The sequence below is a fragment of the Acidimicrobiales bacterium genome, assembly GCA_035294085.1.
Lineage (GTDB): Bacteria > Actinomycetota > Acidimicrobiia > Acidimicrobiales > Bog-793 > DATGLP01.
Genome location: DATGLP010000002.1, coordinates 82,510 through 95,517, shown reverse-complemented (window position 1 = coordinate 95,517; position 13,008 = coordinate 82,510). Strand labels below are relative to the sequence as shown.

Genomic DNA, 13,008 nt, shown 5'->3' with positions numbered 1-13,008 from the left:
GATCGCGGCCGGGCCCGCGTCGGCGAGCACGACCGGCTGGACGGCGGTCGTCGCGATCTTGAACGGCGGCTCGGGGGACACCGTCACGCCGATCGACCTCGCGACCGGCCAGGCGGGTCCGCCGATGCCGGCCGGTCCCGGTCCCTTCTACCTCGCCATCACGCCGGACGGCACGACCGCCTACGTCGTGAACTTCAACAACAACATCGTCACCCCGATCGACCTCGCCACCGGCACGGACGGGCAGGCGATCCCGGTCGGCGCCTTCCCCAGGGCGATCGCCATCACGCCGGACGGGAAGACCGCCTACGTCGCGAACTTCGGCTCGAACACCGTCACGCCGATCGACCTCGCCACCGGCCAGGCGGGGTCACCGATCACCGTTGGCACGAACCCCTACGCGATCGCCATCACGCCCGACGGGAGGACCGCCTACGTCGTGGACGTCAACCACCTCCTGGGCTCCGGCGGCCCTCCGGGCACCGTCACGCCGATCGACCTCGCCACCGGCCAGGCGGGGGCGCCGATCACCGTCGGGGACTCTCCGACGGCCATCGCCATCACGCCCGACGGGAAGACCGCCTACGTCGTGAACAAGGGCTCGAACACCGTCACGCCGATCGACCTCGCCACCGGCCAGGCGGGGTCGCCGATCACCGTCGGGAACCTTCCGACGGCCATCGCCATCACGCCCGACGGCACGACCGCCTACGTCGTGAACGACGGCTCGAAAACCGTCACGCCGATCGACCTCGCCACCGGCCAGGCGGGGTCGCCGATCACCGTCGGCACGAACCCGGACGCGATCGCCATCACGCCGGACGGGAGGACCGCCTACGTCCCGAACCAGGGCTCGAACACCGTCACGCCGATCGACCTTGAGACCGGCACCCCGGGCTCGCCGATCACCGTCGGCTACGAGCCGATCGGCATCGCCATCACCCCGGACCAGGCGCCCGTCGCCTCCTTCTCGGTCGAGGCGGCGCCGGCCGGCTCGCCGACCACCTTCGACGCGTCCGCGTCGCGAAGCCCGGTCGGCTCAGTCGTCTCCTACGCCTGGGACTTCGGCGACGGCACGACGGCCACGACGACGACGCCCGTTACCTCCCACACCTACGGCGCCGCCGGTACCTACGACGTGCGCCTCACCGTCACGAACTCCGCGGGGACCTCGACGTCGGTGGTGTTCACCGGCCAGACCGTGAGCAACGACGGCGGCCCGTCGGCGCAGGCGACGAGGCTCGTCACGATCGCCGCCCCGCCGGTCTCCCCGACGGTGACGGTCTCCCCGACGGTGACGACGACCCGCCGGGTCTGCACCGTCGAGACCCACCTCGTCACGGTGCACAAGGTGGAGATCCGCCACGGCCGGCGGATCGTCGTCGCCGTGCGCCGGCGGGTCGTCGTGCACCGGCGCGTCCCGCTTCGCCGCTGGGAGACCCGCACGGTCCTCCGGCTCGTCGACGGCCACCGGCGCCGCGTCAGGGTGCGCCGGCTCGTCGTCGTGCGACGCCTCGTCACGGTGCACGAGGTGGAGATCCGCCACGGCCGGCGGATCGTCGTCGCCGTGCGCCTCCCCCGCGTCGTCTACCGCCTCGAGCCCGTGCGCACCTGCCACATCGTGCGCTCCTGAGGGCTTCGGGGGGACCGGGCGCACGGCGCACCGAGTCGGGCCAGGCCCGATCCCGCGCGGGGACCGGGGGCCCGGCCCGTCGGCGACGGTGTGGGTCGCCCGGGACGGGCGAGCGGTCAGCGAGCGGCGCCTCCTCGCGCCCGGCCGGCGCCGAACGACCGGCTCGCCGCCAGGTGGGCCCGCTCGCCGCCTCGGACGACGACGACGCGCCGGGAGAGCCCGGTTCCGCCCGCCACCGTCACCTCGAGCGTGGCGGAGACTGGCCGCGAGGGCGGCTCGAGCACGGCCCGACCTGGCGCGGCGAGCGCGAGGACGACGAGGCGCGCCGCGCCGGCCGGGGCGGACCAGCGCGCGCGGGCGAGGACGACAACCGTCCGCCGGCGCGCGACCTGCGTCACGGTGCGCCGCACCGTGCGCCGTCCGACCTGCACGTCCCTCACGACGCGCTCGCGCGCCGCCACGACACGGACCTGCTCGAGCGTCGCGACCCCCCGGCAGGCGCTGCGCGAGCACGCGAGGAGGACCTCGACCCCGCGACCGTCGAGCACGAGGCGTCCGTCGCCGACGACGGCGACGCCGGGCGTCGCGACGAGGACGACCACGCCCGGACGCGAGAGCTCCAGGCGCCCGACGGCGCGCCCGGTCGCTGTCGGGCGCGACCGGCGACCCGGCGAGGTGACCTCGTAGAGCGCGTCCCCGGCGGCGAGCGCGCGCCCGTCGAGCACCACTGCGACCGGCAGCCTCGCCACGGGCGCCCCGCCGGTCGGGGCGCGCCAGGAGAGCGCGAACCCCGCGAGGAGCCGCTGGCCGCTTCGGACCGCCTCGCGCAGGCCGGTAGCGCTCGCCACCGGGTACAGGCTCACCGTCGTGCCCGGCGCCAGCGCGCCGCGAGGCACCGTGACCGTCACCCGCAGGCCGCGCGTGACGGTGCGAACGAGGCGGACCGTCCCGCCCGCCCGGACGACCCCGGAGGCAGGCGCCGCGAGCTGGGCACGGCCGACCGCGGCGGGCGGCGGCGCGGCCCGGGTGGGGGCGGGCAGGACGCGCCAGTCGAAGGTCGCGCTCGCCGAGGCGCCCGTCGCCGCGCGCGCGCTGACGGTGACGGCGTAGGTCCCCGCGACCGTCGCCACGCCGGAGATGACGCCCGTCGAGGGATCGAGCGCGAGCCCGGGCGGCAGGCCGGTGGCGCCGTAGGACAGGCTCGACCCGGCGGCGTCCGTGGCGCTGAGCGGAAGGTCGACGGCCTGGGAGACCGTCGTGCGCTGGGCGCCGGGGCTCGAGAGCGCGACGGCGTCCGGCTCGACCGTCCAGGCGAGCGACCGGCTCGCAACGGAGCCGTCCACGCCCGTCGCCGAGAGGACGACCGCGTCGGTCCCCGCGGCCGTCGGCACCCCCGAGATGACGCCGGTCGAGGGATCGAGCGCGAGCCCGGGCGGCAGGCCGGTGGCGCCGTAGCTCGCGACCGCCACGCCCGCGTCGGTCGCGCTGAGGGAGAGGTCGACCGGGCCGCCGACCGTCGTCGATGCGAGGGCGGGGCTCGCGAGGTCGACCACCGCGCTCGCCGGCAGGACCCTCCAGGTGAGGGACGTCGCGGCGCTCGCGCCGGCGGCGTCGGTCGCCACGAGCGACACGGCGAAGGTCCCGGTCGCGCTCGGCGAGCCCGAGACGACCCCCGTGGACGACATCGAGAGCCCGGGCGGCAACCCGCTCGCCTCGTAGGAGACGGGGAACCCGGCCGAGGACGACGCCGCCGCGACGTCGAGGTCGACGGCTCGACCGGGGACGCTCGTCTCGAGCGCGTACCCGCTCGCGAAGCGCACGTCGTCGGTCCCGGGCACCATCCAGGGGAAGAACGCCCGCGCCTGCCTGCCCGCGGCGTCGCTCGCCGTGACGGTGACCGAGTAGGTCCCGGTCGCGCTCGGCGAGCCCGAGACGAGCCCCGTCGCGGGGTCGATCTCGAGGCCCGGCGGCAGGCCGGTAGCGCCGAAGGAGACCGTCTCGCCGGGGTCGTCGACGGAGAGCGCGACGTGCGCGGTGTCGTGCACGTCGGTCGTCTCGCTCGAAGGAGCCGACAGGTCGACGACGCCCGGATCCGGCGAGCCGTCCGAGAGCACCGGCGCAGCGACGACGCAGCGGCCGAGGCCGTTCGACCACAGCGACTGGACGGCGAAGGTGCCGGTCGACAGGGCGACGTCCTGCACGCCGCTGGGCTCGCCGAAGGGGAGGTAGGCGCACTTGTCGGCGATCTCGTAGCCGTTCGGGTCGATCCAGCCCGTGGGCGGGAAGGGATCCGTGAGCGTCTCGGCGTACTCGTGCACCGCGACCTCGGTGAGGCCGTCGAGGAGGCCGGCGCTCCCCGCGTCCACCGAGTACGCGCCGCAGTCCGCGCCGGCGTCGGGGACGTAGGGGAGGTTGACGAAGGGCAGGTCCTCGCCGGGGTAGCTCGGCTGCACCGAGTAGCCGTCGGCGGTGTCGTCGTGCCAGGCGCAGTAGGTCGTGCCGAAGCCGCCGCCGGGGTTCGTCCCGGTCGGCGAGACGACGACGTAGATCGCGCTCGCGTTGGCGCTCGGCGACCCGTTCCCGAAGTGCGCGGCCGCGGCGATCGCCTCCTGCGCGATCTGGCTGGGCGTCGCCGACGCGGGCGCGGGCGAGGCCGCGTCCTCCCAGACCCCCGCGAGCGCGCCGCCGGCAGGGTAGCCGACGCTCGTCGCCCCCGACGGGCAGCTCGTCGCGCCGGTCTCGACGACGATCGACCCGGTCTCGCAGTACTCGGTGGTCGTGCCGCTCCAGGTCTCTCCCCCGCTGCCGAGGCCCCTGAAGAGCTCCTGGAGGGTCGGCGCGAGCGCGTCGGGGTCCCCCGAGAAGGTCGCGTCGCCCGCCGCGTCGGTGGTCTCGCTCCCCCACTGGCTCCCCCAGAAGTCGAGGTAGACGCGAGGCGCCCCGCTGATCACCTGGCCCCCGCCGTACGTGAGGTCGGAGACCCCGGACGTCGGCGCCGAGGCGGTCGAGCTCGGGAACAGCCCTCGATGGGCGCGCACGAAGCCGACCGTCGGCGCCATCCCGACCCGCCAGCCGGTCGGAACGGCCGCACGCGGCCGCGGCGCCGCGAGCGCCTCGGCCCCGCTCGCCGAGGAGACCACGGCGCCGACCAGCCCCGCCAGGCCGGCGAGCGCCAGGAGCCCCGACCGGCGCGCGGGCCCGACGGCACCACCCCGAGGGCGCCGCCAGCCCACCTCGCGCGCCGCGAGGGCGCCCGACGCGCAGCGCATCGGTCTCCCAGCATGGTGCGCGACGACCGCACGCGTGGTGCCATCTTCTGTTCGCCCCGGCGACCACGCCTCCGGAGGGCCTGCCCGCGGCGTGCCGCGACGACCAGCCGGGCCGGCGAGAGGGCGAGCGGGTGGCCGGCGAAGCCGCCCGAACACGGCCGCCCGGCGCGTCGCCCCAGCGAGGTCAGGCGTGGAAGACGTCGATCGAGGAGGGAGCGAAGAGCTCCTCGGGTCCGAGCTCCCGCTCGAGCAGGCCCTGCGCGGCCGCGTAGCGGAGGAAGGTGGCGAGCGCGTGCCGGTTCGCCTCGAGCCCGTAGGGCCACGGGTCGCCCCCGAAGCGCCCGACGAGCTCGCTCGCGACCTCGGCGAGGTGCGGGACGGGATAGAGCGAGGCCTGCGCCGAGCAGAGGCGCTCGAGGGCGCGCGCCTTCGCTGCGTCGAAGGCCTTGACGAGCTCCTTCGCGAGCCAGCGGTGCGCCTCGTGGACCTCGCGGCGCACGACGACGAGGTGCATGATCGGGACGATCCCCGTCCGGTCGTAGTAGTCGAGCTCGGCGGCGCGCCAGTCGGCGAGGAGCGGCCGGCAGCGACCGGACGCGAGGAGCTCCTGGGGGAACAGCGCCGAGACGATGGCGTCGAGCTCGCCGGCGAGGAGCTTGTCGATAAGCGGCGCGTCGGCCACGCGCCCGAGGCGCACGCCGGGCGGCAGCGCGAGGTGGAGGTGCTCGGGACGCCCCACCTCGGCGACGCCGCCCTGGACCCACTCGACGTCGCCGAGGCCGACGCCGTGGTCGTCCTCGAGGATCCCCCGCACCCAGACACCCGCGGTCTGGCCCCACTCGGGCACCCCGACGCGCCTGCCGGCGAGGTCCTCGAGGCGCCGGAGCGGCGAGCTGGCGGCGACGAAGACGCAGGAGTGGCGGAACCTGCGCAGCGGAAAGACCGGGATGGCGACGAAACGCTCGTCGCCCGCCGAGCGCATGCCGCAGTAGAGGGCGAGGGACATCTCCGAGACGTCCCACTCGCCGAAGCGGAACTGCCGGTGGAAGATCTCCGAGGGGGTCGGCAGGCGGTGGAAGGTGAAGGTGGCGCCGGGGACGCGGACGTCCCCGTCGGCGAGGGCGCGCACGTGCTCGTAGTCGTCGATCGCGACCGAGACCTCCACGACGCCCACCGCTGCTCCCGTTCCTGCCCGTCCGGACGACGGGACCGGTGCCCTCAGGCCTGCCCCGCACGGCGCGGGCCATGCTAACCGCCGAGGCTCGCGCCGCCGGGACGCCGGGTTCCGACCGGCAGCCGCAGGGCCACCACGTTCGGCCGGCGCGGCGCAGGTCAGCGAGCCTGGTGCGCCCTCGAGGAGCCCGCGCCCGGCGCGACCCGGCAGGCGGCGGCCTCGGCGCCGTCCGGCGTCAGGGTCGCCGGAGCACGACGGTCGCGCCGAGAGGTGCCCGGAGCACCTCGTCGGCCCGGCCCGCGTTCAGCGCGAGCGAGAGCTGCCCGTCGCTGTCGACGAGGACGACCGGCGCGCCGCGCCCGACGTCGCTGAAGGTCTCGGCGAAGGTGGCGACGAGCTGCACGCCGCCCCCCTCGACGACGACGGGATCGCCCGGCTCGAGCCCGAGGAGTCGGACGTGCGCCGCGTCGCCGCTGAACTGGACGTTGCCGAAGCCGTCCACCTGGAGGACCTCGAGCTCCCACGCGGCCTCGCCGAGGCGCCGAGGCGCCGGGCGTCGGCAGCGCTCGAGCGTCCCGGGGTCGGCGGGCGAGCCGACGTCGGCGAGCGAGCAGCCCCTCGCGAGGTGGGCGGCGACGGGGACGAAGACGTCCCGGCCGTCGAACGTCCTCGACCGCCGCTCGAGGAAGTACTCCTCCCGGTCGAGGACGACGAGGCTCGGTGCCGGAGACAGCGCCTCGGCCGCCCACACGAGCAGCCCGTTGTCGGGCCCGACGAAGACGTGGTCCTCGCCGGCCTGCAGCGCGACGGCGCGCCGACCGCCCCCGACGCCCGGGTCGACGACGCCGACGTGGACCCCGGGGGGCAGGAGGGGGACCAGCCGCTCGAGGCGGAGCGCACCGAGGCGGACGTCGCCTGCCGGGATCGCGTGGTCGAGGTCGACGACCGTCACCCCGGGCGCCAGCTTCTGGGCGACGGCGTGCAGCGCCCCGACGAAGCCACCGGTGAGGCCGTAGTCGGTGAGCAACGTGATGCAGCCCCGCGGTGCCATCGCCGCTCCATACTGGCTCGCCCGCCGTCACGGCGCGCCCTCAGAGGCGCACGATCCCGGAGCGGCGCAGCTCGCGTCCCGAGGCGTCGAGCGCCACGACCGCGAAGTACGGACCGCTCGACGCGACGGCGATCGCAGTCTCGAACCCCGACCAGGGCTGGGAGCCGACCGGGGCGAGCGAGGACGCGCTGGGTCCAGCGAGGACGAGCCACGTGGCGACCTGCGTCGCGCCGTTCCAGCTGGCGTAGACGGTCGTGCCGCCCGCGGGGTTCGCCCGCAGCGCGACGGCGGGGGGCTCGAGAGGACGGCCGACCCACGGGTGGCTGAACGCGCGGTACGAGCGCACGCCGAGCGGCAGCTCGCCGTCGAGGACGAGCGCGCCGTCGGGTGCGAACTCGGAGAAGTAGGGCTGGTTGCCCCAGCCGACGAAGACGTGCCCGCCCGGCAGCAGCTGCATGCTCCCCTGGTTCGCCGCGAGGAACCGAGCCGGGTGGAGGTAGGCGCGTCGCAGGCGAACGTGCATCGCCCGCGCGTCCACGTCGAGCAGGAGGGCCCTCGACTGCCGCTCCTCCGGCGGGGACGCCCCGTCGTCGAAGACGGTGAGCGTCGCCGGATCGGGCATGCGGGCGTCGTGCTGCCAGTAGAAGCGAGCCTGCTTCGCGACGCTGAAGTCGGACCGCTTCCCGTTCAGCCGCCAGAGCACCTCGCCGCTCGACCGGTCGACCTTGTACAGCGCCCAGGTGTTGCGCGCCGAGACGAGGAGGTTGCCGTCGGGGGTCTCGGCGACCGAGTTGATGTGGAAGTAGTCGTAGGGCACGCTCGCGCCACTCGGCAGCGGCAGGTAGCTCTCCTCGACGCCGACGTGGCGCAGGCTGTCCCAGTCGAAGAGCACGGCGCCCGTGGCGAGGTCGATCTCCTGGGCGTGGCCGGCGAGGACGGCCGCGCGCCGGGATCCACCCAGGCGCGAGAGGTCCGCCGTCACCGTCTCGTAGGCGGTCACGAGGGCGGTGCCGCGCGCGGTGAGGTTGAGCTCGTGCAGGTCCGCCGCGAGGCCGTCGCCGGCGCGGATCGTGGCGAGGCGGCGGTAGGAGGCGTCGGCCATCTCGCCGACGCCCGCGCCGTGCCCGGCGACGACCGTGCCCTGCCACCACGTGAGCACCGGCTGGCCGCGGTAGCGCTGGGCGTCGCAGTCGAAGGGGTCGGCGCCCGCGACAGGGCGGAACCACACGAGGCGCCCGGCGTAGTCCACGATGGCGAGCCCCTGCTGGCCCGACATCCCCGGCGCGTAGCGCAGCGCGAGGAAGATGCGGCGCCCCGGGTCGGCGACCGGGCCGAGGCGCTGGACGCGCACCCGCGGCGGGCGCAGGTCCGGCCGGCTGACGAAGGAGTCGACGGCGCCGGACGCCTCCTCGGCGCCCGACTGCGACGCGCCCGGGCCGGCGGCGTGCGGCCACTCGTAGCCGACGACGCCGGCCGCGACGAGCCCGACGAGGCCCCCCGCGGCCGAGGCGAGGAGCTGCCGGCGGCTCAGGACGCGCCCGCCGCCCGAGCCCCTCGCCGAGGCCGATCCCTCGGAGGGGATCACCGCCGCACCGCCCCGGGCAGCGCCGAGTCGGCCGCGAGCGCGCGCCCGGCCGGCGGGGTCGCGACCACGACGGTGCTAGTAGCCGTAGCCACGCGTGCTCGCCGTGGTCGTCGTCGTGCCCGTCGGATGGCCGCCCGAGCCGCAGGCTGCGGCGGCGAACGCCGTGGCGGCGAGCGCCAGCGCGACCGCGGCGCGTCGCAGCGCGCGAGCGCGCGGGCGCCCGGTGCCGACCCGCGCCGCCCTGGCGCCCCCCACGCTCCGGCCGGCCGGTCCGGCCACGGGTGGCGACGGACGCCGGCGCGCGCGACGGTCGGCGACGCTCGAGGCGCGCCCGGCCGGTGCCATCAGCGCGCCCCGAACGGCGCCGAGGTCCCGAGGACCCGGCCGTGCGCGTCGAGGGCCTCGACCTCGTAGACGGGGTACGAGCGCCGCAGCGGCACCGCCGTCTCGAAGCCCGAGCGGGCCCGCCTCGCCACCGCGACGAGCGACGCGGCGCTGCGGCCGGCGAGCACCCGCCACGCGGCAACCTCGGTGGCGCCGTTCCAGCTCGCGTAGACGACCGAGCCGCGCCCGCGCCGGCGCGCCGCGCCGGCGGGCGGCGAGAGCGGCTCGCCGCGCCAGTGCTCGAGCGGCGTGGCGCGGTAGCTGAGGTCGGGGCCGGGCAGCGTCGCGTCGAAGACGAGCCGGCCCTGCGCCGTGTACTCGGCGATGTGCGGGACCGCGCCCCACCCCACGAGGACGTCGCCGCCGGGCAGGGGGTCGAGGCTGCCCATGTAGGCGGCCGAGTAGGTGCCGGGGCCGTACTGGCGCACGAGGGTCGCGCGCCTCGTCGCCAGGTCCAGCCGGAGCTCGAGCCCCCGTGACGGGGCGCGGGGCGCGAGGTAGGTGCCGGCGCCGCTGATCTGGCAGCACTCGTCGTCGAACATGGTCACGAGCGACCCCCGCCGCAGCATGACGTCGTGCTGCCAGGCGAAGGAGGCGCCGGGACCGAACCGGAACGTCGAGTGCTTGCCGCCGAGCGTCCACAGCACCCGGCCCGTCGACGCGTCGACGAGGTACGCGGCCCAGGTGTTGCGCATCGAGACGAGGAGCCGGTTCCCCGGCAGGACCTCCGCCGAGTTCACGTGGTAGGCGTCCCACGGGAAGCCGTTGCGCGGCGGGTTGGCGTAGGAGTCGGAGAGCGGGACGTGGTCGAGCGCGTCCCAGGTGTACAGCAGCCGGCCCGTGCGCAGGTCGTACTCCTGCACGGCCGAGTCGGTGAGCGCCCCGCGCTCGGTGCCGCCGTAGCGGTAGAGGTCGTAGGGGACGTCCCGGTTCGCCGTCACCCAGGCGTCGTGCCCGACGATCACGAGCGAGTGCATGGAGATGATCCAGCCGTCTGCCCCGCGCAGGGTCGCGACGACCCGGTAGTGGCGGTCGACGACGACGTCCTCGCCGCTCTCGGTCGCGCCCGTGTCGGTGACGCGCCCCTGCCACCAGGCGAGGACGGGCTCGCCGTCGTAGGTCTGCTCGCTCAGGTTCGACGCCACGACGTCGCGAGGGACCTGCTTGAACCAGACGAGCTGGAGCCGGCTGTTCACGATGAGCGGGCCGCTCTGGCCATCCATCGGCGGGCTCGTGAGGTCGTAGAAGCTGGCGAGCATGATGTCGGCGGGGGCGGGCGGCAGCGAGCTGCGCACCACCGTGAGGCGCGGCGGGTGCAGGCTCGGGGCCGACACGAAGCTGCGGGAACCGGCGAGCGAGTAGGCGCCGATCGGCGCCCCGCTCCCGCCGGCGACGCCGAAGTCGAGGCCAGCGAAGCCGGCGAGCAGCACCGCCACGGCGCCGGGCAGGCCAAGGCGCGCCCTTCCCGACCGGGACCTGGTCCCGCCCGCGCCCGGGTCGGCCGCCGTCGGGCGCGCCACGAGCGCGAGGGTCGCCACGAGGGCGAGGGCGACCAGGGCGGCGCCGACGAGGAAGGCGAGCCGGAAGCCGTCGGTCAGCGCCACGTCGACGGGGCGGTTGCGGCCGATCTCCGAGGTGGTGACGACGGTCGCGAGCGAGGCGAGGAGCGCGAGGCCGAGGCCGCCACCCGCCTGGCGCGCCGTGTTGACGAGACCGCTCGCGAGCCCGGCGAGCTCGCGGCCGGCGCTCTGGGTGGCAGCGATCGTCGAGGGGACGACCGCGAGGCCGATCCCGGCGGCCGTGAGCACGCCGGGCAGCACGACGTAGCCGAGGGCGCTCCCGCTCGGCTCGATGCGGGCGAGCAGCAGCATGCCGCCGCACATCATCGCCAGCCCGCCCGAGAGGACCGCCCGGACCCCGAAGCGGCCGACGAGCGAGCCGGCCCCCCGGGCGGCGAGCATGATGACGAGCGCCATCGGCAGGAAGGCGAGGCCCGCGGCGAGCGGCGAGAGGCCGAGGACCTGCTGGAGGTAGAGCGAGCTCACGTACCACATCGGGAAGAGCGCCGCGCTGAACAGCGCCACGACCGCGTTCGCGCCGGCGAGCGGCCCGCCGATGCGCCGCAGCGGGACGATCGGCGCGGTCGCGACGTGCAGCTCCACGAGCACGAAGGCGACGAGGAGGGCGGCGCCGGCGAGGATCGGCGCGAGGGCGCTCGGGGCGGTCAGGTGCTCGCTCGTCGCGTTCACGATCCCGAGCACGAGCAGGCAGAGGCCACCGGTGAGGCTGAGCGCGCCGGCGAGGTCGAAGCCCCGCCGGCTCTCGCCGCGGCGGTCGACGACGAGGCGCACGGCGAGGACGGCGGCGGCCACGCCGATCGGCGGGTTGATGAGGAGCACCCAGCGCCAGCCGAGGCCCTCGGTGAGCAGCCCGCCGAGGAGCGTCCCGGCCGCCCCGCCGGCGCCGTTCATCGCCCCCCACAGGGCGATGGCCCGGTTGCGCGCCGGTCCAGCCGCGAACGACGACGTGATGACGGCGAGGGAGGCCGCGGCCATGAGCGCGCCGGCGAGGCCCTGCGCGCCGCGGGCGACGATGAGGACGTCCCCGTCGGGAGCCAGCCCCCCGGCGAGCGAGGTGAACGCGAAGAGCCCGAGCGCGGCGACGAGCGTTCTGCGCTGCCCGAAGTGGTCGGCGGCTCGGCCGCCCACCATGAGGAACCCCGCGAACACGATCGCGTACGCGTCCACGACCCACTGCAGGTCCGCCGAGGAGAAGGCGAGCCCCGCCTGGATCGAGGGGAGCGCCACGTTCACGATGCTCAGGTCCAAGATGACCATGAACTGCGCGACGCAGCACAGGGCGAGGAGCCACGCCGTCCGCCCGCCGAGGTGGCGGGCGGACGGCGGCACCTCCTCCGGGACGGCGGGCGCGAGCGCGGCGGCGCCCGCGCTCACGCCGTAGCGGCGGCCCGCCCGTCGGGGAGTCGCCAGTCGCAGAGGAGCGCGAGGGACGAGTCGATGATCCGGTCGGCGAAGGCCGCGCTGTCGTTCACCCGGGGGAAGGGGGAGTCGGGCACGGGGACCTCGAGGAACTCGCAAAGCGGGGCCCAGCCGTCGGCCACCGACCACACGAGGAGCCGGTCCGCCGGGACGCTCGCGCGCACCTCGGCGTTGTAGCGCTCCATGGCGCGTGCCATCGAGCCGGTGCCGCTACCGTCCTCGCAGCCGAGCAGCCCGCTCTTCTGCCACATCCGCTCCATGAGCTCGAGGTAGTCGCGCCAGGCCGCGTCCACCCGGGCGCGCGCCGACGAGAGGTCGCGCATGAGGCTGTCGCCGTAGAGGACGCCCCAGATGGTGTCGAGCATGCTGCGCTCCCACGCGGCGCCGTCGCGCACGCTGAGGAGCACCTTCGCGTCCGGGTAGACCTCGATGAGCTCTCGGTAGAAGAAGGCGCCCGGCCAGTCGACCGTCGCCTCGTAGCCGGCGAAGACCTCGTCCCAGCCTCCGCCGCCCTCGAGCAGCTCGGTCCACCGCCGCGCCCTGCCGAGGTCAGCGAGCACGTCGACCATGTGGTAGCAGGGCCTGAGCCCGAGCATCTCGAGGGCGATCTTCTGCGACAGCGTCGCCGTCCTCGGCAGTCCCGCACCGATCAGCTGCATCACACGCTCCGTTCACCTCTGGCCCCGGCCGGTGCCGGGGCAGGCCGAGCCGCGCACGCGCGCCCCCGGCCACCTCGGCCACGCCGAGCGGCGTGGCGTCTCGTGCCCGGCGCACCGGCAGAGCCTGCGTCGCCGGTCCCGGCATCGTCTCCGCTCGCCACCACCCCCTCCGTCCGGCCGCGCTCGCAGGAGCGACCGTAGGACGCGAGCGTGTGAGGGCCATGAGGAGTCCACGTGCCTTCGATGTGCGAAGG

Annotated in this window: 8 protein-coding genes; 1 reads left to right on the top strand and 7 read right to left on the bottom strand. The window is 75.8% G+C overall.

The features are described from left to right. Positions 1 to 1,633 (top strand): PKD domain-containing protein (locus VKV23_00545; protein HLI14526.1); only part of this gene is annotated, 1,633 nt, incomplete at its 5' end. Between the two features lie 116 nt (positions 1,634 to 1,749). Here VKV23_00545 and VKV23_00540 read toward each other — a convergent pair. The 7 genes from VKV23_00540 to VKV23_00510 form a co-directional block, all read right to left on the bottom strand. After that, complete coding sequence (locus tag VKV23_00540) at positions 1,750 to 4,902, bottom strand: Ig domain-containing protein (protein HLI14525.1); 3,153 nt, start codon at positions 4,900 to 4,902, stop codon at positions 1,750 to 1,752. A gap of 184 nt (positions 4,903 to 5,086) precedes the next feature. After that, on the bottom strand, positions 5,087 to 6,076 hold the full coding sequence (locus tag VKV23_00535; protein ID HLI14524.1) for a hypothetical protein: 990 nt from the start codon (positions 6,074 to 6,076) through the stop codon (positions 5,087 to 5,089). Between the two features lie 235 nt (positions 6,077 to 6,311). Then, positions 6,312 to 7,127 carry an SAM-dependent chlorinase/fluorinase gene (locus VKV23_00530; GenBank protein ID HLI14523.1) on the bottom strand — a complete coding sequence of 272 codons (816 nt, stop codon included), beginning with the start codon at positions 7,125 to 7,127 and terminating at the stop codon, positions 6,312 to 6,314. Between the two features lie 40 nt (positions 7,128 to 7,167). After that, positions 7,168 to 8,712 carry an arylsulfotransferase family protein gene (locus VKV23_00525; protein HLI14522.1) on the bottom strand — a complete coding sequence of 515 codons (1,545 nt, stop codon included), beginning with the start codon at positions 8,710 to 8,712 and terminating at the stop codon, positions 7,168 to 7,170. Positions 8,713 to 8,787: 75 nt separating this feature from the next. Next, positions 8,788 to 8,967: a hypothetical protein gene (locus VKV23_00520; GenBank protein ID HLI14521.1), complete on the bottom strand. Its 180-nt coding sequence runs from the start codon at positions 8,965 to 8,967 to the stop codon at positions 8,788 to 8,790. 89 nt (positions 8,968 to 9,056) lie between these two features. Next, entirely contained in the window at positions 9,057 to 12,050 is a 2,994-nt protein-coding gene (locus tag VKV23_00515) for an MFS transporter (GenBank protein ID HLI14520.1), read from the bottom strand. Beyond that, the gene (locus VKV23_00510) at positions 12,047 to 12,754 is read right to left on the bottom strand and encodes a sulfotransferase (GenBank protein HLI14519.1); all 708 of its coding nucleotides are present in this window, start codon (positions 12,752 to 12,754) and stop codon (positions 12,047 to 12,049) included. Before VKV23_00510 ends, VKV23_00515 begins: the two co-directional genes overlap by 4 nt. Between the last annotated feature and the right edge of the window lie 254 nt (positions 12,755 to 13,008).